Consider the following 19,666-nt stretch of genomic DNA (forward strand, 5'->3'; position numbering starts at 1 on the left):
GCTCCGGATGTCAGGGAGGGATACGCACCAAGCGTACGTCGCACCCGCTCCGCTGCTGCTCCCCCGGGGTGCCCGCCTCGGCCCCGAAGCAGGCTCGCCCTACTCCCCGAGGGTCTCGCCCTCAGCGATCCGGACTCCGCGCGCCCAGTCCGCCGCCTTCATCGGCTTCTTGCCCTGGGCCTGCACCCACAGCAGCTCGACCGCGTACGAACCCGTGCCCACGTGGACGTTGTTCTTGCCGACCGACAGCTGACCCGGGGCGAGTTCCGTCCGCTCGGGCACGGGCACGACGTGGACGAGCTTGAGCCGCTCGCCGCGGAAGGCGGTCCAGGCACCGGGCGCGGGCGTGCATCCGCGCACCACCCGGTCGACACGCAGAGCGGGGGCGGTCCAGTCGACCCGGGCGTCCTCGACGGTGATCTTGGGTGCGACCGTGATGCCCTCCGCCGGCTGCGGTACGGCCTTCAGCGTGCCCTCCTCGACCCCGTCCATGGTCGCGGCGAGCAGGCCGGCCCCGGCGAAGGCGAGCCGGGTCAACAGGTCGCCGCTGGTGTCGGTGGGGCGGATCACCTCGGTCACCGTGCCGTAGACGGGACCGCAGTCGAGCCCTTCCTCGATGAGGAAGGTGGAAGCCCCGGTGATCTCGTCCCCCGCCATGACGGCGTGCTGCACGGGCGCCGCCCCGCGCCAGGCGGGCAGCAGCGAGAAGTGCAGGTTGACCCAGCCGTGGACGGGGATGTCGAGGGCCGCCTTGGGCAGCAGGGCTCCGTAGGCGACGACGGGACAGCAGTCGGGGGCGATCTCCCGCAGCCGCTCCAGGAACTCCGGATCCCGCGGCCTGGCGGGCTTCAGCACCTCGATCCCGGCCTCCTGGGCCCGCTGGGCGACGGGAGAGGCGACCAGTCGGCGACCCCGCCCGGCAGGTGCGTCGGGGCGCGTGACGACGGCGGCCACCTCATGGCGCCCGGAGGCGATCAGAGCGTCCAGGGAGGGAACGGCGACCTCGGGGGTACCGGCGAAGACGAGCTTCATAGGTGGGTTCGGGCCTCTCGGGCGGGGTTGGCTGCGGGCAACGCACAAGTCTATGGCGACGTGATGCCGCCGACGGCGAGCAACCCCCACGGGCGACGCCCACGGGGGCGTACGCACATACTGATACGCCCCCGGTGCGTGACCAGCGGAGCGCACACGCGTTGGTCAAGAGAGAGTTGACCACAGCGGGCCGCAATCGCGCGGCCCGATCCTTTTCAACGCCGGTTCGAGAGGCTTGTTCATGGCCGACCACGCAACCCACGACGCCCAGGCTCGGGCCAGCCTGCACTTGCTGGTGCGGGACATCGAGCGGGTCCGCCGGCAGGTGGACGCACTGCGCACGCTCACCGCCCAACTGGGCAACGTCTACCGCCCGCGCCGCTCCGGCCCCTCCACGGGCTTCGTCGTCTACGGACGCGCGCCCGCCCCGACGGTCCGTCTCGCCCAGGAACTGCGGGACAGTGTCGAGAGCCTGGTCACGGCCGCCGTGGACTTCGACCGATCGCTCGGCTTCTCGTGGGACGCGGTCGGCTCCGCCCTCGGGGTCACCAAGCAGGCGGTGCACCGCCGTTATGGATCCCGCCGGGCCGCGGCCCAGGCGCCGGCCGGCGAGGCCGAGCGGACCCCGGACGCGTCGGCCGCCCGCACGGTCAGCGTCAGCACCGGCATCCCCACGGTGCCGACGGTCCCCGCCGCCCGCTCCATGCCCACCCAGCCGACGACGGGCAGCGCCGCCCTCCGCGACGAGCCGAGGCCGACCGCCTTCCCCGGCCCACGCAACGGCTGAGCGCCCACCCCTGCCCTCCCGGGACACGTCCGGGAGGGCAACCGCACACACGCCGTGCGACGGTCCCGCCCGACCCGACGCCGGCCAACCGCACCTCCCCCGGAGCCGGGCAGACGGCCCCTCAGCCGGCCTCCGGCAAACCGCACCACACCCCCCGGCCTGCGGACCACACACACCCAACCTCCACCGGACCACGCCTCCCCCCTTCCCAGCAGAGCGCACCTCCCCCGAGAGCCCGTCAGACCGCTTCTCACGCGATCGCCGGCAACCCGCACCACACCCCCGCCCTGCGGACGACGCACCCAACCTCCGGCGGACACGCGCATCCGTGGACCGCCCCTCACCCCGCATCCGCGGACCGCACCACACCCGCAGCGCGGAGCCCTCTCACCCGATGTCCGGCGGATCGATGCGGACCCGTACCGCCGCCTCCCCGCCCCCACGCGCCATCCGCGCCGCCTGCGCGGCCTTCAGCGCGGACGCCAGCGCGGCCCCGCTCCCCGGCGGCACCCGGACCAAGGCCCGCTCCCAGTGCTCCCCGGGAGGCGGCGCCCCCGCCCGCCGCGGCCGTCCCGCCGCCGTGTCGGGCACCGGAACCGGCCCCAACACCTCGGCCCCGGAGGGCAGTTCCACGGCACGGAGAAAGTCGGCGACCGTCTCCGGCGGCCCCGCCACGGCCGCCATCCGAGACACCGGCGGGAAGCCCAGTTCGGCCCGCTCGGCAAGCTCCCGCACGGCATGGCCGACGGGGTCCCACCGCACCAGCGCCTGCACGGGCCGCAACGTGGGCTCGGCCACAACGACGACGGTTCCTCCTGCACCCTGCGGCCGTACGAGGGCGGATGCCCCGATCCACCGCCGCAGCGCGTCCTCACCGGCACGCAGATCGGGCCGCCCGAGCATGGCCCAGCCGTCCAGCAGCAGCGCCGCCGCGTAACCGCCCTCGGCGACCGGCTCGGCGCCCGGCGTGCTCACCACCAGCGCGGGCGCCCCCGGCACGGTGTCCAGCACGTGCTCGCGCCCGGAGGTCCGCACCGGAACGGCCGGAAACGCACGCCCCAGTTCCTCGGCGGTCCGGCGCGCCCCGACGACCTGGGCCCGCAGCCTGAAGGAACCGCACTCCGGACAGTGCCAGGCGCCCTCCTCGCGCCCGCACCACCCGCACCGGAGTGCCCCGGCCTCCTGCGCCTCCACCGGCCCGGAGCAGTGCCGGCACCGCGCCGGCGCCCGGCAGCCGGCGCACGCCATACGCGGCACATATCCCCGCCGAGGGACCTGTACGAGAACCGGCCCGTGGCGCAATCCTTCCCGCACGACCTGCCAGGCGAGCGTCGGCAGCCGTGCGGCACGGGCGGCCTCGTCCCGCGCGAGATCCCCGTCGCCCACGGTCCGGACCAGCGGAGCGGCACCTCGCACCTGTTCCCGCGCCGCGACCAGCGGCCGGGCCCAGCCGCTCTCCACGAGCTGCGCGGCCTCCACTGTGCAGCTCCAACTGCCCAGCAGGAAGCCGCACTTGTCCTGAGCGGCGCGCAGCAGCAGGACGTCACGCGCGTGGGGCTGCGGCGCGTGCTGCTCGCTGTGACTGTCGTCGCCGTCGTCCCACAGGGCCACCAGCCCGAGATCCTGGACCGGCGCGAAGATGGCCGCCCGCGTGCCCACGACGGCCCGCACGGACCCCCGGCGCACGGCGAGCCACTCCCGGTAGCGCTTCTCGGGCCCGGCGTCCGCGGTGAGCACCGCGTGCCGCCCCGGCCCCAGCAGCGAGGTGAGCGCCGCGTCGAGCCGCGAGACCGCCCGCCCGTCCGGCAGGACAGCCAGCGCACCCCGGCCCGAGGCCAGCGTGGCCGCGACGGCCCGTGCCAGCTCCTCGCTCCACTCGGGGCCGGGCAGCGCGTTCCACACCGCTCGCGGCGCCCCGCCCGAGGCCAGGGACTCCACGAACGCGGCCCCGCGCTCGTACCGCCCCCAGGACCCCGCGTCAGGCACTGTCGGCGGCGGGAGCGGTTCCGGCGACGGCCGCTGCTCGGCTCGCGCGCTGCGCGGCGGCACGGCGAGCTGCAACACGTCGGCGAGACTGCCGGCGTACCGGTCGGCGACGGCCCGCGCCAGCCCCAGCAGCTCCGCGCTGAGCACCCGCTCCGGCGACACGACCTGGGCGAGCGCCGCGAGCGGCCCGGGGTAGTCGGACTCGGCCAGCCGCTCGACGAGGAACCCGTCGATCAGCCCCCCGCCCTCACGCCGCCCCGCCCGCACCCGGTGCCGCCCGGCCCCGAAGCGCACCCTCACCCGCACTCCGGGCTGTGCCTCGGCGTCCAGCTCCTCGGGCACGGCGTAGTCGAAGTACCGGTCGAGATGCAGCACGCCCTTGTCGACCAGCACCCGCGCGACGGGCAGCTCCTTGGCCAGTGCGGCGCCGCGCCACGTGCGCGGCTTGGCCCGCGGCACCTGGGCCTTGCGCACGCTCTCTCGAATCAGCGCAAGCTGCTCGGGCGGCGCCTGTTCGGCCCCACCGTCCACCGACCCGTTCTCGCTGCTCACGCTTGCATTCTTACCAAATGCCACTGACAGCCGACGGCGCCCGAGGCTGCGGCCGGACGCGCCGAGGCCCGGCTCCCCAAGGGGAACCGGGCCTCGCACGGTTGCCGCAGGACGGGTGGCGGAACCCGTGGCCGGTCTTACAGCCCCGCCGCCTTGCGCAGCGCCTCCACGCGGTCCGTGCGCTCCCAGGTGAACTCGGGGAGCTCGCGGCCGAAGTGGCCGTACGCGGCGGTCTGGGCGTAGATCGGGCGGAGCAGGTCGAGGTCGCGGATGATGGCGGCCGGACGGAGGTCGAAGACGTCCTCGATCGCCTTCTCGATCTTCTCCGCGTCGATCGTCGCGGTGCCGAAGGTCTCGACGAACAGACCGACCGGCTCGGCCTTGCCGATGGCGTACGCCACCTGGACCTCGCAGCGGGAGGCCAGGCCCGCGGCGACGACGTTCTTGGCGACCCAGCGCATGGCGTACGCGGCCGAGCGGTCGACCTTGGACGGGTCCTTGCCGGAGAAGGCGCCGCCGCCGTGGCGGGCCATGCCGCCGTACGTGTCGATGATGATCTTGCGGCCGGTGAGGCCGGCGTCGCCCATCGGGCCGCCGATCTCGAAGCGGCCGGTCGGGTTCACCAGCAGGCGGTAGCCCTCGGTGTCGAGCTTGATGCCCTCGTCGAGGAGCGCCTTCAGCTCCGCCTCGACGACGAACTCGCGGATGTCGGGCGCGAGCAGCGATTCGAGGTCGATGTCGCTCGCGTGCTGGGAGGAGACCACGACCGTGTCGAGACGGACCGCCTTGTCACCGTCGTACTCGATGGTGACCTGCGTCTTGCCGTCCGGGCGCAGGTAGGGGATCGTGCCGTTCTTGCGGACCTCGGACAGGCGCTTCGACAGGCGGTGCGCCAGGAAGATCGGCAGCGGCATCAGCGTCGGCGTCTCGTCCGTCGCGTAGCCGAACATCAGGCCCTGGTCGCCCGCGCCCTGCTTGTCGAGTTCGTCCTCGTCGCCCTCGACCCGGGTCTCGTACGCCGTGTCGACGCCCTGGGCGATGTCCGGGGACTGGGCGCCGATGGACACCGACACGCCGCAGGAGGCGCCGTCGAAGCCCTTCTTCGAGGAGTCGTAGCCGATCTCGAGGATCTTGTTGCGGACCAGGGTCGCGATGTCCGCGTAGGTCTTGGTCGTGACCTCGCCGGCCACGTGCACCAGGCCGGTGGTGATCAGGGTCTCGACGGCGACCCGGGATGTCGGGTCCTCGCGCAGAAGCGCGTCGAGAATGGTGTCGCTGATCTGGTCAGCGATCTTGTCGGGGTGACCCTCGGTAACGGACTCCGAGGTGAACAGGCGACGGGACACAACGCTCCCTGGGGTTGCAGCGGCTGCTGGCTGATCATTGGCGGACGGTCGGGGGCTGCGCCCGGCGTCGTCCGAGAACAGTTTATCGGTCGCACTCGGCCTCCGGCTCCCGTGTCTCGCCTCTCGGGAGCGCTGTGCCCTGCGGCACGGGCATTCTGCCCAATCCCGGGCGGCATTGGCCAGGGTCGCCACACCCCAATGTGCGAGGTTTCGGCGCGCCGTGAAGCGAATGCCCCATTCACACCAGGCGTTCGACCACCAGGTCCCACACGGTTTCGGCCAAGTCCTCCTTCGGACCGTGCGGGACGTGGGTCTCACTGCCGTCGGCGCCCAGCACCACGGCCTCGTTCTCCTCCGACCCGAAGGTCTTGCGTTCCCCCACCTCGTTGACGACGAGGAGGTCGCAGCCCTTGCGCCGGAGTTTCGTACGGCCGTTGGCCAGTACGTCGTCCGTCTCCGCGGCGAAGCCGACGATCACCTGTCCGCCCCGGGCGCGGTCGGCCGAGATCTCCGCGAGGATGTCCGGATTGCGTACGAGCACGATGGGCTCGGGCTCCTGGCCGTCTTTCTTCTTGATTTTTCCGGTCGCGTACGTATCCGGCCGGAAGTCGGCGACCGCCGCGGCCATGACGACCGCATCGGCGTCGGCGGCCGCTTTCAGCACCGCCTCGCGCAGTTGCACCGCCGTTCCGACCGGGACGACGTCCACTCCCGCCGGGTCCGGCAGACCGGTGTTCGCCGCGATCAGCGTGACCCGGGCGCCCCGGGCCGCGGCGGTGCGGGCGAGGGCGTAGCCCTGCTTGCCCGAGGAGCGGTTGCCGAGGAAGCGGACCGGATCGAGGGGCTCGCGGGTGCCGCCGGCGCTGACGACGACGTGCAGTCCCCCGAGGTCCGGCTCGGTCACGCCCCGGGCCAGCACCCGGCGGCAGACCTCGAAGATCTCGGCCGGCTCGGGCAGCCGGCCCTTGCCCGTGTCGACACCGGTGAGGCGGCCGACGGCCGGCTCGATCACCACGGCTCCCCGGCGGCGCAGCGTCGCCACGTTCTCCTGGGTGGCCGGGTGCTCCCACATCTCGGTGTGCATGGCTGGGGCGAAGACGACCGGACAGCGGGCGGTGAGCAGGGTGTTGGTGAGGAGGTCGTCGGCGAGACCGTGGGCGGCCCGGGCGAGCGTGTCCGCGGTGGCCGGGGCGACGACCACCAGGTCGGCGTGCTGGCCGATCCGGACGTGCGGGACCTCGTGGACGTCGTCCCAGACCTCGGTGGAGACGGGGTTGCCGGAGAGGGCGGACCAGGTGGCGGCGCCGACGAAGTGCAGGGCGGAGGCGGTGGGGACGACACGGACGTCGTGGCCCGACTCCGTGAGTCTGCGCAGCAGCTCACAGGCCTTGTAGGCGGCGATGCCGCCGCTGACACCAAGAACGACCTTCGGCTTGTCCACCGTCTCTCCCCGGGACTAGGAAACGTACACCCCCATGACACACCACAGGCCCGGCAGTCGCGCTGCCGGGCCTGTGGAAAAGCAAACTGCAAGCCGAAAATACTACTGCGCCGGACCCTCAATGGCTTCGGACGTCAGCAGCCCCGCGTTGATCTCGCGGAGAGCGATCGAGAGCGGCTTCTCGTGGACATGGGTGTCAACGAGAGGACCGACGTACTCGAGGAGGCCCTCGCCGAGCTGCGAGTAGTACGCGTTGATCTGGCGGGCCCGCTTGGCCGCGTAGATCACGAGGCTGTACTTCGAGTCGGTGGCCTCGAGGAGCTCGTCGATCGGCGGGTTGATGATGCCCTCGGGCGCGGAGATGGAAGAGGACACGCTCTACCTTCCGATGGATGGGAAAGAATCAGTCAGTGTGATCAAACCATTCACGATCACACAACGTCCATCAAGGCTAGCAGCTCGCGAGCCACGTCCTCGACGGAGGTGTTGACCAAGGTCACGTCGAACTCCGGCTCGGCCGCCAGCTCGATCTTGGCCGCCTCCAGGCGGCGCTCGATCACCTCGGGCGGCTCGGTCCCCCGGCCGGTGAGCCTGCGCACGAGCTCCTCCCAGGAGGGAGGGGCCAGGAACACCAGCTGGGCCTCGGGCATGGACTCGCGGACCTGCCGGGCGCCCTGGAGGTCGATCTCCAGGAGAACCGGCACACCGGCCTCCAGGTGGTCCAGCACGGCCGCACGCGGCGTGCCGTAGCGGTTGCCGGCGAACTCCGCCCACTCCAGCAGCTCGCCGTTGGCGATCAGCTTGTCCATCTCCTCGTCGGTGACGAAGAAGTAGTGGACTCCGTGCTGCTCGCCCGGGCGGGGCCTCCGGGTCGTCGCCGACACCGAGAGCCAGACCCCGGGGTGTTCCTTGCGCATATGGGCGACGACCGTGCTCTTGCCGACCCCGGAGGGGCCGGAGAGCACGGTCAGCCGCGGACGTTCACTCATGCAGCGATTATTCCAGCAATCCCGGAGTGCCCGGGACTCCCTGTCCGGAGCACCCGGTCTCAGGAGCCGGTGCTGCCGAACTCACGCTCCAGGGAGGCGATCTGGTTGGACCCGAGACCGCGCACGCGGCGGCTCTCGGAGATGCCCAGTCGCTCCATGATCTGCTTGGCGCGGACCTTGCCCACGCCCGGCAGGGACTCAAGAAGGGCGGAGACCTTCATCTTGCCGATGACGTCGTTCTCCTGGCCCTGCTTGATGACCTCGTGCAGGGAGGCGCCGGAGTGCTTGAGTCGATTCTTGACCTCGGCCCGCTCCCGGCGAGCCGCGGCGGCCTTTTCGAGCGCGGCTGCGCGCTGTTCAGGGGTAAGGGGCGGAAGAGCCACGCCTACGTCACCTCGGATGTTGAACTGTCGGATACGGACCGGTGAGGAACCTAGTCGCCCCACACCTGGGGAGCTACGAGCAACACGCTTGCCCGTTCACTCTCGTCGGAGACTAGCGGCCAAGTCCGCCAGAGTCAGCGAGAACAGCGGAAAAGTCCTGGTCAGCCTCCGTCAGGACGGACATTTCAGACATACTGCCCCGGATTTGAGGATGTATCCAGACTCAAGTCGGCTTCGAATCACTCATCGGAGGACTCGAGCAGGCACCCCGGACGGCTCAGGCGGCCGTCACTGCGGCCCGGATCTCCTCCGCGAAGCGCTCCGCGGCCGCGCGCAGCGCACCGGTGTCGGGACCGTGCCGCAGCACCCCCCGGCTGACGTTGGGGACGACATTGCGCACCGCCGGTCCGAAGACCTCGGGAAGATCGGCCGGAGTCGCGCCCTGAGCACCGATGCCGGGGGCGAGAAGCGGGCCGTTGATGTCCAGGTCGTAGGACGACAGGTCACCGAGCGTGGCGCCGACGACCGCCCCGAAGGAGCCCAGGGGCTCCTCCCCCAGGTTCTCGGCGGCCAGATGGGCCAGCATCGTGGCGCCCACGGTGCGGCCGTCCGCGCGGACCGCGTGCTGGACCTCGCCGCCCTCCGGATTGGACGTCAGCGCCAGCACGAACAGGCCGGCGCCGCTCTCGCGCGCCAGGGCGAGGGCCGGAGACAGGGACCCGTAGCCGAGATACGGCGAGACGGTCAGCGCGTCCGAGAACAGCGGGGAGTCCTTGCGAAGGAAGGACTCGGCGTAGGCGGCCATGGTCGAGCCGATGTCGCCCCGCTTGGCGTCCATCACGACCAGCGCGCCGGCCGCCCGCGCCTCCTCGACGGACTTCTCCAGGACGGCGATGCCGCGCGACCCGAACCGCTCGAAGAACGCGCTCTGCGGCTTCAGAACGGCGACCCGGTCGGCCATCGCCTCGACAACCGTGCGGCTGAACCGCTCCAGCCCCGCGACGTCGTCGTTCAGGCCCCACTCGGTGAGCAGGGAGGCGTGCGGGTCGATACCGACGCACAGGGGGCCGCGCTCGTCCATGGCCCGGCGCAGACGGGCGCCGAAGGGTTCCAGAACAGTCATGCCGTCTTCCTTGTGTCGGCGCCGACCGCGTCGGCGAGGGTGGCGTACGGGCTCGTGCGGAGCCGGGCGGCGAGCCCCTTGTGCAGGGCCCGGCTCCAGAAGGGCCCCTCGTAGATGAAGGCGCTGTAGCCCTGTACCAGCGTGGCGCCCGCCAGGATGCGCTGCCAGGCGTCCTCGGCGTTCTCGATGCCGCCGACACCGACGAGGGTGATCCGGTCACCCACGCGCGCGTAGAGGCGGCGCAGCACCTCCAGGGAGCGCGCCTTGAGAGGAGCGCCGGACAGCCCGCCGGCCTCCTTGACGAGGGACGGTTCGGATTCCAGACCGAGTCCCTCGCGCGCGATGGTGGTGTTCGTGGCGATGATCCCGTCCAGGCCGAGTTCGACGGCCAGGTCGGCGACGGCGTCGACGTCCTCGTCCGCGAGGTCCGGTGCGATCTTCACCAGGAGCGGGACACGGCGCGTGGTGACCGTACGGTCGGCGGCCTCGCGCACGGCGGTGAGCAGCGGGCGCAGCGCCTCGGTCGCCTGGAGGCTGCGCAGTCCGGGCGTGTTCGGGGAGGAGACGTTCACGACCAGGTAGTCGGCGTACGGCGCCAGCCGCTCGGCCGATTTCACGTAGTCGGCGACGGCCTCGGCCTCCGGTACGACCTTGGTCTTGCCGATGTTGACGCCGACCACGGCCTTGAAGACGGGCGTACGCGAGGCCAGGCGCGCGGCGACGGCCAGGGAGCCGTCGTTGTTGAAGCCCATCCGGTTGATCAGCGCCCGGTCCGCGACGAGGCGGAACAGCCGCTTCCTGGGGTTGCCCGGCTGCGGCTCCCCCGTCACGGTACCGATCTCGACGTGGTCGAAGCCGAGCATCGACATGCCGTCGATGGCGACGGCGTTCTTGTCGAAGCCGGCGGCGAGTCCGAACGGCCCGTGCATGCGCAGCCCGAAGGCCGCGGTGCGCAGTTCCTTGTAGCGGGGCGCGAGCGCGGCCGCGACGAACGTGCGCAGCACCGGGACGCGGGCGGCGAACCGGATCCAGCGGAAGGCGAGGTGGTGCGCCTGCTCGGGATCCATCCGCTTGAAGACGAGGGTGAAGAAGAACTTGTACATGGTGTCCTCACGAAGAGGGGGACACCGTTTCCGATGTCCCCCTCAGGGCTGCTAGTCGCGGGCCGCGGTCAGGTGTTCCGCGTGTTCCTGCAGTGAACGGACGCCTACGTCACCGTGGTTGAGGGCGTCGATGCCCTGGACCGCGGCGGCGAGTGCCTGGACCGTCGTCAGGCAGGGCACGGAGCGCGCCACTGCCGCCGTACGGATCTCGTAGCCGTCGAGGCGGCCGCCGGTGCCGTAGGGGGTGTTGACGATGAGGTCGACCTCGCCGTCGTGGATGAGCTGCACGATGGTCCGCTCGCCGTTCGGGCCGGTGCCCTCGGACTGCTTGCGCACCACCGTCGCGTTGATGCCGTTGCGCTTGAGGACCTCGGCCGTGCCGGAGGTGGCGAGGAGCTCGAAGCCGTGGGCGACCAGCTCCCGCGCCGGGAAGATCATCGAGCGCTTGTCACGGTTGGCGACCGAGATGAAGGCCCGTCCCTTGGTGGGCAGCGGACCGTAGGCGCCGGCCTGGGACTTGGCGTACGCCGTGCCGAAGACCGAGTCGATGCCCATGACCTCGCCGGTGGAGCGCATCTCCGGGCCGAGGACGGTGTCGACGCCCCGCCCGTGGATGTCGCGGAACCGCGACCACGGCATCACGGCCTCCTTGACCGAGATCGGCGCGTCCAGCGGCAGCGTGCCGCCGTCGCCGTTGGCCGGCAGCAGGCCCTCCTCGCGCAGCTCGGCGATGGTCGCGCCCAGCGAGATCCGGGCGGCGGCCTTCGCCAGCGGCACCGCGGTCGCCTTCGAGGTGAAGGGGACGGTGCGCGAGGCACGCGGGTTGGCCTCCAGGACGTACAGGATGTCCCCGGCCATCGCGAACTGGATGTTGATCAGGCCCCGGACCCCGACGCCCTTCGCGATGGCCTCGGTCGAGGCCCGCAGGCGCTTGATGTCGAAGCCGCCCAGTGTGATCGGGGGCAGGGCGCAGGCCGAGTCGCCGGAGTGGATGCCGGCCTCCTCGATGTGCTCCATCACGCCGCCGAGGTAGAGCTCCTCGCCGTCGTAGAGGGCGTCGACGTCGATCTCGATCGCGTCGTCGAGGAAGCGGTCCACGAGGACCGGCCGCGAGGGGCTGATCTCGGTGGACTCGGCGATGTACGAGGACAGCCGGGCCTCGTCGTACACGATCTCCATGCCGCGTCCGCCGAGGACGTACGACGGCCGGACCAGAACGGGGTAGCCGATCTCGTCGGCGATGGCCTTGGCGCCCGCGAAGGTGGTGGCGGTGCCGTGCTTGGGGGCCGGAAGGCCGGCCTCGGCGAGCACGCGCCCGAAGGCGCCGCGGTCCTCGGCCGCGTGGATCGCCTCCGGGGAGGTGCCCACGACCGGCACGCCGTTGTCCTTGAGCGCCTGCGACAGGCCGAGCGGCGTCTGCCCGCCGAGCTGCACCACGACGCCCGCGACGGGGCCCGCCAGCGACTCCGCGTGGACGATCTCGAGGACGTCCTCCAGGGTCAGCGGCTCGAAGTACAGCCGGTCGGAGGTGTCGTAGTCGGTCGACACGGTCTCCGGGTTGCAGTTGACCATCACGGTCTCGTACCCGGCGTCGCTCAGCGCGAAGGAGGCGTGAACGCAGGAGTAGTCGAACTCGATGCCCTGCCCGATGCGGTTCGGGCCGGAGCCCAGGATGATGACGGCGGGCTTCTCCCTCGCCGCGACTTCGGTCTCCTCGTCGTAGGCCGAGTAGAAGTACGGCGTCTTCGCGGCGAACTCGGCGGCGCAGGTGTCGACCGTCTTGTACACGGGGCGCACGCCCAGCGCGTGCCGCACCTCGCGCACGACGTCCTCGCGCAGCCCGCAGATCTCGCCGATCTGCTGGTCGGAGAACCCGTGCCGCTTGGCCTCGGCGAGCAGGTCGGGGTCCAGCTTGTCGGCGGCGGCCAGCTCGTCCGCGATCTCCTTGATCAGGAAGAGCTGGTCCACGAACCACGGGTCGATCTTCGTCGCCTCGAAGACCTCCTCGGGCGTGGCGCCCGCGCGGATGGCCTGCATGACGGAGTTGATCCGGCCGTCGGTCGGGCGGACGGCGTCACGCAGGAGCTCGGCCTTGTCGCCGGGCTCGCCCACGAACGTGAACTGCGAGCCCTTCTTCTCCAGCGACCTGAGCGCCTTCTGCAGCGCCTCGGTGAAGTTGCGCCCGATCGCCATGGCCTCGCCGACCGACTTCATGGTCGTCGTCAGCGTGGAGTCGGCGGACGGGAACTTCTCGAAGGCGAACCGCGGGGCCTTGACCACGACGTAGTCGAGGGTGGGCTCGAAGGATGCCGGCGTCTGCTCGGTGATGTCGTTCGGGATCTCGTCGAGGGTGTAGCCGACGGCGAGCTTGGCCGCGATCTTGGCGATCGGGAAGCCGGTCGCCTTCGACGCCAGCGCCGAGGAGCGCGACACGCGCGGGTTCATCTCGATGACGATCACCCGGCCGTCCTCCGGGTTCACCGCGAACTGGATGTTGCAGCCGCCGGTGTCGACACCGACCTCGCGGATGACCGCGATGCCGATGTCGCGGAGGATCTGGTACTCGCGGTCGGTCAGCGTCATCGCCGGCGCGACGGTGATCGAGTCACCGGTGTGCACGCCCATCGGGTCGAAGTTCTCGATGGAGCAGACGACCACGACGTTGTCGTGCTTGTCGCGCATCAGCTCCAGCTCGTACTCCTTCCAGCCGAGGATCGACTCCTCCAGGAGCACCTCGGTGGTGGGAGACAGCGTGAGGCCCTGGCCGGCGATGCGGCGCAGCTCCTCCTCGTCGTGCGCGAAGCCGGAGCCGGCGCCGCCCATGGTGAAGGAGGGACGGACGACGACGGGGTAGCCGCCGAGGGTCTCGACGCCCGCGAGCACGTCGTCCATCGAGTGGCAGATCACCGAGCGGGCGGACTCGCCGTGCCCGATCTTCGCGCGGACGGCCTCGACGACGTCCTTGAAGAGGTCGCGGTCCTCACCCTTGTTGATCGCCTCGACGTTGGCGCCGATCAGTTCGACGCCGTATTTGTCGAGGGTCCCGGCCCCGTGCAGCGAGATCGCCGTGTTGAGGGCCGTCTGACCGCCCAGAGTGGGCAGCAGCGCGTCCGGCCGCTCCTTGGCGATGATCTTCTCCACGAACTCCGGGGTGATCGGCTCGACGTACGTGGCGTCGGCGATCTCCGGGTCGGTCATGATCGTCGCCGGGTTGGAGTTGACCAGAATGACCCTCAGGCCCTCGGCGCGCAGGATGCGGCACGCCTGGGTGCCGGAGTAGTCGAACTCGGCGGCCTGACCGATGACGATCGGGCCGGAGCCGATGACCAGGACGGACTGGATATCGGTGCGCTTAGGCACGCTGGCCCTCCATCAGGGATACGAAGCGGTCGAACAGGTAGGCGGCGTCGTGCGGGCCCGCTGCCGCTTCGGGGTGGTACTGGACGCTGAAGGCCGGCCGGTCGAGGAGCTGCAGCCCCTCCACCACGTTGTCGTTGAGGCAGACGTGGGAGACCTCGGCGCGGCCGTAGGTGGTGTCGGACACCTGGTCGAGCGGTGCGTCGACGGCGAAGCCGTGGTTGTGCGCGGTGACCTCGACCTTGCCGGTCGTACGGTCCTGCACCGGCTGGTTGATGCCGCGGTGGCCGTACTTGAGCTTGTAGGTGCCGAAGCCGAGGGCGCGGCCGAGGATCTGGTTGCCGAAGCAGATGCCGAACAGCGGCGTACCGCGCTCCAGCACCGCCCGCATCACGGACACCGGGTGGTCGGCCGTGGCCGGGTCGCCCGGGCCGTTGGAGAAGAACACGCCGTCGGGCTGCACCGCGTACACGTCCTCGACGCTCGCCGTGGCCGGCAGCACGTGCACCTCGATGCCGCGCTCGGCCATCCGGTGCGGGGTCATGCCTTTGATGCCGAGGTCGACGGCGGCGACGGTGAACTTCTTCTCACCGATGGCCGGAACGACGTACGGCTCCTTGGTGGCGACCTCCGCCGAGAGGTCGGCGCCCTTCATCTCGGGGGCCTGGCGTACCTCGGCGAGCATCGTGCCCTCGTCGGGCAGCGCGTTGCCGGAGAAGATGCCGACGCGCATGGCGCCGCGCTCGCGCAGGTGCCGGGTCAGCGCCCTCGTGTCGACCCCGCTGATGCCGACGACACCCTGCTTGCGCAGTTCCTCGTCGAGCGAGCGCCGGGAGCGCCAGTTGGAGGGCACGCGCGCCGGGTCCCGCACCACGTAACCGGACACCCAGATCCGCTGCGACTCGGGGTCCTCGTCGTTGACGCCGGTGTTGCCGACGTGCGGAGCGGTCATCACGACGACCTGGCGGTGGTACGACGGGTCGGTGAGCGTCTCCTGGTAGCCGGTCATGCCGGTGGAGAACACGGCCTCGCCGAAGGTCACCCCCACGGCCCCGTAGGCACGGCCGCGGAAGATCCGGCCGTCCTCCAGGACGAGTACCGCGGGAACCTTCGAGGCTCCCCTTGTGGAGGTCGTCATCGTGCGCCTTCCGTTTCCGTGTTGTTGATCATGGAGTTGATGGCGTCGACCCACGCGTTGTGCTCGGCCGCGCGGTCGGAGCGGAACCCGGAGTCGATCAGCCTCTCGCCGTGTGCCCAGGTCACGACGAGGAGGCCGCCCTCGGTCAGGACCTTGCCGGCGATGCCCTTGTCGAGCCGGGCCTCGCGCAGCGCGGCGGCGGGCACGAAGAAGTCGGTCGCGCCGGGGCGTACGACGTCCAGTCCCGCGTCCGTCAGCGTGAGCTCGGTCCGGCTGCGGGTGCCGAGGCCGTGCGCCACGATGCGGTCCAGCCACTGCCCGGCGGTGGTGGAGCCGTGGTAGCGGCCGCTCATGCTCAGTTTCGCCGGGCCGGACTCTTCCGGCGCGGTGGGCAGCTCCGGCAGATCGCCCTGGAGCGTGCCGCGCCACTTCCAGCCCTCGCGCATCAGCCAGTAGACGAGCGCGACGAACAGGGCGAGTCCGACGAGCCAGCCGACACGGGCGGCCCAGTCGGTGACCTGAGCCGATTCCTTCTCGGCGGCCAGCAGGAGTACAGGTGTCACGTGAGCTTCCCGTCGACGAGCGTGGCCTTGCCCCGAAGCCACGTGTGGGTGACACGGCCCGGCAGCTCGCGGCCCACGTACGGGGTGTTGCGGCTGCGCGAGGCGAAGCCCGCGGGGTCCACGGACCCACGGTATTCCGTGTCGACGAGCGTGAGGTTGGCGGGCTCACCTGCCGAGACGGGACGGCCGTGCCCCTTCGCCTGCCCGATCCGCGCCGGCTTGAACGACATGCGGTCGGCGACACCCGCCCAGTCGAGCAGCCCGGTGTCGACCATCGTCTCCTGGACCACCGACAGCGCGGTCTCCAGGCCGACCATGCCCATGGCGGCCGCGGCCCACTCGCAGTCCTTGTCCTCGTGCGGGTGCGGGGCGTGGTCGGTGGCGACGATGTCGATCGTGCCGTCGGCGAGGGCCTCGCGCAGAGCGAGCACGTCACGCTCGGTGCGCAGCGGCGGGTTGACCTTGAAGACCGGGTTGTACGTCCGCACCAGCTCGTCGGTGAGCAGGAGGTGGTGCGGGGTGACCTCGGCGGTGACGTCGATGCCGCGGGACTTGGCCCAGCGCACGATCTCCACGGAGCCGGCGGTCGACAGGTGGCAGATGTGGACGCGGGAGCCGACGTGCTCGGCGAGCAGGACGTCCCGGGCGATGATCGACTCCTCGGCCACCGCGGGCCAGCCGCCGAGGCCCAGCTCGGCGGAGACGACGCCCTCGTTCATCTGGGCGCCCTCGGTCAGCCGCGGCTCCTGCGCGTGCTGGGCGACGACACCGCCGAAAGCCTTCACGTACTCCAGCGCCCGCCGCATGATCACCGCGTCGTCGACGCACTTGCCGTCGTCGGAGAAGACGGTGACACCGGCCGCCGACTCGTGCATGGCGCCCAGCTCGGCGAGCTTCCTGCCCTCCAGGCCGACGGTGACGGCACCGATCGGCTGCACGTCGCAGTACCCGTGCTGCTGGCCGAGCCGGTAGACCTGCTCGACGACGCCGGCGGTGTCGGCGACCGGGAAGGTGTTGGCCATGGCGAACACGGCGGTGTAGCCGCCGCTCGCCGCCGCGCGCGTACCGGTGAGGACGGTCTCGGAGTCCTCGCGGCCGGGCTCGCGCAGGTGGGTGTGCAGATCGACCAGGCCCGGCAGGAGCACCTTGCCGGCGGCCTCGACGACCTCGGCGCCCTCGGCGGACAGACCGGCACCCACCTCGGCGACGGTCGTGCCGTCGATCAGGACGTCCTGCGGCTCGCCGCCGAGAACCTTCGCACCGCGGATCAGGATCTTGCTCATCTGTCTTACTTCTCCTCGGTACGGGCGTGGGTGACGGCGGGCTCGTTCCCACCGAGCAACAGGTACAGGACGGCCATCCGGATGGAGACTCCGTTTGCGACCTGCTCGACGACGGTGCAGCGCTCGGAGTCGGCGACCTCGGCGGTGATCTCCATGCCGCGGACCATCGGGCCGGGGTGCATCACGATGGCGTGCTCGGGCATCTTCGCCATGCGGTCGCCGTCGAGGCCGTAGCGCCGCGAGTACTCGCGCTCGGTCGGGAAGAACGCCGCGTTCATCCGCTCGCGCTGGACGCGCAGCATCATCACCGCGTCGGTCTTCGGCAGTGTGCTGTCCAGGTCGTACGACACCTCGCACGGCCAGGTCTCGATCCCGACCGGCACCAGGGTGGGCGGCGCGACGAGGGTGACCTCGGCGCCGAGCGTGTGCAGCAGGTCGACGTTGGAGCGGGCGACGCGGCTGTGCAGCACGTCGCCGACGATGGTGACCCGCTTGCCCGCGAGGTCCTGGCCGATCCCGGCGTCCCGCCCGACCAGGCGGCGGCGCATGGTGAAGGCGTCGAGCAGGGCCTGCGTGGGGTGCTGGTGGGTGCCGTCGCCGGCGTTGATCACGGCGGCGTCGATCCAGCCGGAGGTGGCGAGCCGGTACGGGGCTCCGGAGGCGCCGTGCCGGATGACGACGGCGTCGACACCCATGGCTTCGAGCGTCTGGGCGGTGTCCTTGAGGGACTCGCCCTTGGACACGCTGGACCCCTTGGCGGAGAAGTTGATGACGTCCGCGGAGAGGCGCTTCTCGGCGGCCTCGAAGGAGATCCGGGTCCTGGTCGAGTCCTCGAAGAAGAGGTTGACGACGGTGCGGCCGCGCAGGGTCGGCAGTTTCTTGATCGGCCGGTCGGCGACCCGCGCCATCTCCTCGGCGGTGTCGAGGATCAGGACGGCGTCGTCGCGGGTGAGGTCGGCGGCCGAGATGAGATGACGCTGCATCTGTCAGGCTCCGTAAGGCAGTTCATTGGGGATCCGGGGGTCTGGGGGATGTCCCAGAAGGCGCAGTCCGGCAGGTGAGGGCACACGAGGGCAGGCGTGCGGCAGTGCCGTACGCCCGCGTCCTAGTGCTGTGCGCCCGGAGCGGTCTGCTTGACGCCGAGCAGCACGGTGTCGCGACCGTCCTCCTCGGCGAGCTGGACCTTGACCGTCTCCCGCAGCGACGTGGGGAGGTTCTTGCCGACGTAGTCGGCGCGGATGGGCAGTTCGCGGTGGCCGCGGTCGACGAGGACAGCGAGCTGCACCGCGCGCGGGCGGCCGATGTCGCCCAGGGCGTCGAGGGCGGCGCGGATGGTGCGGCCGGAGAAGAGCACGTCGTCGACGAGGACGACCAGCTTGCCGTCGACGCCGTCACCGGGGATCTCGGTGCGGGCCAGCGCACGCGGCGGCTGCATGCGCAGGTCGTCGCGGTACATGGTGATGTCGAGGGAGCCGACCGGGATCTTGCGGTCGGTGATCTGCTCCAGCTTGGCGGCGAGCCGCTGGGCGAGAAAGACGCCCCGGGTCGGAATGCCGAGAAGCACCACGTCGTCGGCGCCCTTGGCGCGCTCGACGATCTCGTGGGCGATGCGGGTCAGCACGCGCGCGATGTCGGGGCCTTCGAGGACGGGCCGCGCATCGGACTGCTGCGTGTTCTGCCGTGTGTCTTGCTTGTCCATATGAAACGGACCTCCTTCTCCGCCTCACGGGACGGACCTTAAAGGACGTCGGAATTGCGCCACCCACGGTAGCAGGCCCGGACGACGCCCCTGATCACCCCCTTGGAGTAATCGGCCGCCGACGATCACCGAAGAGTCGGTACGGACCCTTCGGCTTGACGCAGCAGAGTAACGCTGCGTAACCTCACAGTGAGTTACCAGCCGCGCGGCCTGGCCCGCGTTCGCACAGTGTCCGGGGAGCTATATGTCCAGCGAATACGCCAAACAGCTCGGGGCCAAGCTCCGGGCCATCCGCACCCAGCAGGGCCTTTCCCTTCACGGTGTCGAGGAGAAGTCCCAGGGACGCTGGAAGGCGGTCGTGGTCGGGTCGTACGAGCGCGGTGACCGCGCCGTGACCGTGCAGCGCCTCGCCGAACTGGCGGATTTCTATGGGGTCCCCGTGCAGGAGCTGCTGCCGGGCACCACCCCGGGCGGGGCCGCCGAGCCGCCGCCGAAGCTGGTCCTGGACCTGGAGCGGCTGGCCCACGTGCCGGCCGAGAAGGCGGGCCCCCTGCAGCGCTACGCGGCGACGATCCAGTCCCAGCGCGGTGACTACAACGGCAAGGTGCTGTCGATCCGCCAGGACGACCTGCGCACACTCGCCGTCATCTACGACCAGTCGCCCTCGGTCCTCACCGAGCAGCTGATCAACTGGGGCGTGCTGGACGCGGACGCGCGCCGTGCCGTCTCCCACGAGGAGAGCTGACAGCACTCAGCAGAAACGTGGGGGGGGGGGGGGGGGGGGGGGGAGGGGTTTGTGGTCCCCACCCAGCTCTTTTTGGGTTGCCATTGGCTCCGCTGTAGAGGAGCACCCCAAATACCAAACCGCCTGCCCGTTGGCCTTC

At 71.0% G+C, this 19,666-nt stretch carries 17 protein-coding genes; 2 read left to right on the top strand and 15 right to left on the bottom strand.

Annotated features, from left to right (window positions below):
• Positions 1–99: 99 nt before the first annotated feature.
• Complete coding sequence (gene fmt / locus ACZ562_RS10065; protein ID WP_471175849.1) at positions 100–1,032, bottom strand: methionyl-tRNA formyltransferase; 933 nt, start codon at positions 1,030–1,032, stop codon at positions 100–102.
• A gap of 241 nt (positions 1,033–1,273) precedes the next feature.
• Here fmt and ACZ562_RS10070 point away from each other — a divergent pair, with 241 nt between their 5' ends.
• On the top strand, positions 1,274–1,819 hold the full coding sequence (locus ACZ562_RS10070; RefSeq protein ID WP_471175852.1) for a hypothetical protein: 546 nt from the start codon (positions 1,274–1,276) through the stop codon (positions 1,817–1,819).
• 387 nt (positions 1,820–2,206) lie between these two features.
• On the opposite strand, the gene ACZ562_RS10075 is transcribed toward ACZ562_RS10070, so the two are convergent.
• From ACZ562_RS10075 to pyrR, 14 genes are all read right to left on the bottom strand, one after another.
• Positions 2,207–4,357 carry a primosomal protein N' gene (locus tag ACZ562_RS10075; protein WP_471175855.1) on the bottom strand — a complete coding sequence of 717 codons (2,151 nt, stop codon included), beginning with the start codon at positions 4,355–4,357 and terminating at the stop codon, positions 2,207–2,209.
• A gap of 137 nt (positions 4,358–4,494) precedes the next feature.
• A complete protein-coding gene (metK, locus tag ACZ562_RS10080; protein WP_471175857.1) occupies positions 4,495–5,703 on the bottom strand; it encodes a methionine adenosyltransferase in 1,209 nt (402 codons plus the stop codon).
• Between the two features lie 238 nt (positions 5,704–5,941).
• A complete protein-coding gene (gene coaBC, locus ACZ562_RS10085; RefSeq protein ID WP_471175860.1) occupies positions 5,942–7,144 on the bottom strand; it encodes a bifunctional phosphopantothenoylcysteine decarboxylase/phosphopantothenate--cysteine ligase CoaBC in 1,203 nt (400 codons plus the stop codon).
• A 102-nt stretch (positions 7,145–7,246) separates the two neighbouring features.
• Entirely contained in the window at positions 7,247–7,519 is a 273-nt protein-coding gene (gene rpoZ, locus ACZ562_RS10090) for a DNA-directed RNA polymerase subunit omega (RefSeq protein WP_003977348.1), read from the bottom strand.
• 56 nt (positions 7,520–7,575) lie between these two features.
• The gene (gmk, locus tag ACZ562_RS10095; RefSeq protein WP_471176865.1) at positions 7,576–8,196 is read right to left on the bottom strand and encodes a guanylate kinase; all 621 of its coding nucleotides are present in this window, start codon (positions 8,194–8,196) and stop codon (positions 7,576–7,578) included.
• Positions 8,193–8,516, bottom strand: a complete 324-nt coding sequence (locus ACZ562_RS10100; RefSeq protein ID WP_003977346.1) for an integration host factor — start codon at positions 8,514–8,516, stop codon at positions 8,193–8,195. The genes gmk and ACZ562_RS10100 overlap by 4 nt, the downstream gene beginning before the upstream one ends.
• A 277-nt stretch (positions 8,517–8,793) precedes the next feature.
• The gene (gene pyrF, locus ACZ562_RS10105) at positions 8,794–9,639 is read right to left on the bottom strand and encodes an orotidine-5'-phosphate decarboxylase (protein WP_471175864.1); all 846 of its coding nucleotides are present in this window, start codon (positions 9,637–9,639) and stop codon (positions 8,794–8,796) included.
• A complete protein-coding gene (locus ACZ562_RS10110; protein ID WP_471175866.1) occupies positions 9,636–10,742 on the bottom strand; it encodes a quinone-dependent dihydroorotate dehydrogenase in 1,107 nt (368 codons plus the stop codon). Before ACZ562_RS10110 ends, pyrF begins: the two co-directional genes overlap by 4 nt.
• Positions 10,743–10,793: 51 nt before the next feature.
• Positions 10,794–14,102 carry a carbamoyl-phosphate synthase large subunit gene (gene carB / locus ACZ562_RS10115; protein WP_471175869.1) on the bottom strand — a complete coding sequence of 1,103 codons (3,309 nt, stop codon included), beginning with the start codon at positions 14,100–14,102 and terminating at the stop codon, positions 10,794–10,796.
• The gene (gene carA, locus ACZ562_RS10120) at positions 14,095–15,237 is read right to left on the bottom strand and encodes a glutamine-hydrolyzing carbamoyl-phosphate synthase small subunit (RefSeq protein WP_471175871.1); all 1,143 of its coding nucleotides are present in this window, start codon (positions 15,235–15,237) and stop codon (positions 14,095–14,097) included. The genes carB and carA overlap by 8 nt, the downstream gene beginning before the upstream one ends.
• Complete coding sequence (locus ACZ562_RS10125) at positions 15,234–15,800, bottom strand: PH-like domain-containing protein (RefSeq protein WP_471175873.1); 567 nt, start codon at positions 15,798–15,800, stop codon at positions 15,234–15,236. Before ACZ562_RS10125 ends, carA begins: the two co-directional genes overlap by 4 nt.
• Positions 15,797–17,083: a dihydroorotase gene (locus ACZ562_RS10130; RefSeq protein ID WP_471175876.1), complete on the bottom strand. Its 1,287-nt coding sequence runs from the start codon at positions 17,081–17,083 to the stop codon at positions 15,797–15,799. Before ACZ562_RS10130 ends, ACZ562_RS10125 begins: the two co-directional genes overlap by 4 nt.
• A gap of 5 nt (positions 17,084–17,088) precedes the next feature.
• Positions 17,089–18,066: an aspartate carbamoyltransferase catalytic subunit gene (locus ACZ562_RS10135; RefSeq protein WP_471175879.1), complete on the bottom strand. Its 978-nt coding sequence runs from the start codon at positions 18,064–18,066 to the stop codon at positions 17,089–17,091.
• Between the two features lie 122 nt (positions 18,067–18,188).
• Positions 18,189–18,782, bottom strand: a complete 594-nt coding sequence (gene pyrR, locus ACZ562_RS10140; RefSeq protein WP_471175882.1) for a bifunctional pyr operon transcriptional regulator/uracil phosphoribosyltransferase PyrR — start codon at positions 18,780–18,782, stop codon at positions 18,189–18,191.
• 244 nt (positions 18,783–19,026) lie between these two features.
• Between pyrR and bldD the strand changes: the two genes are divergently transcribed.
• Entirely contained in the window at positions 19,027–19,527 is a 501-nt protein-coding gene (bldD, locus tag ACZ562_RS10145) for a transcriptional regulator BldD (protein WP_432925635.1), read from the top strand.
• Positions 19,528–19,666: the final 139 nt, after the last annotated feature.

Source organism: Streptomyces sp. NPDC040410 (assembly GCF_055595715.1).

What these genes read in the sequence shown, in the direction of transcription:
- ACZ562_RS10070 (WP_471175852.1), top strand. Translation starts at nt 1,274, where the DNA reads ATGGCCGACCACGCAACCCACGACGCCCAGGCTCGGGCCAGCCTGCAC.
- bldD (WP_432925635.1), top strand. Translation starts at nt 19,027, where the DNA reads ATGTCCAGCGAATACGCCAAACAGCTCGGGGCCAAGCTCCGGGCCATC.
- fmt (WP_471175849.1), bottom strand. Translation starts at nt 1,032, where the DNA reads ATGAAGCTCGTCTTCGCCGGTACCCCCGAGGTCGCCGTTCCCTCCCTG.
- pyrR (WP_471175882.1), bottom strand. Translation starts at nt 18,782, where the DNA reads ATGGACAAGCAAGACACACGGCAGAACACGCAGCAGTCCGATGCGCGG.
- ACZ562_RS10130 (WP_471175876.1), bottom strand. Translation starts at nt 17,083, where the DNA reads ATGAGCAAGATCCTGATCCGCGGTGCGAAGGTTCTCGGCGGCGAGCCG.
- carA (WP_471175871.1), bottom strand. Translation starts at nt 15,237, where the DNA reads ATGACGACCTCCACAAGGGGAGCCTCGAAGGTTCCCGCGGTACTCGTC.
- ACZ562_RS10135 (WP_471175879.1), bottom strand. Translation starts at nt 18,066, where the DNA reads ATGCAGCGTCATCTCATCTCGGCCGCCGACCTCACCCGCGACGACGCC.
- ACZ562_RS10110 (WP_471175866.1), bottom strand. Translation starts at nt 10,742, where the DNA reads ATGTACAAGTTCTTCTTCACCCTCGTCTTCAAGCGGATGGATCCCGAG.
- pyrF (WP_471175864.1), bottom strand. Translation starts at nt 9,639, where the DNA reads ATGACTGTTCTGGAACCCTTCGGCGCCCGTCTGCGCCGGGCCATGGAC.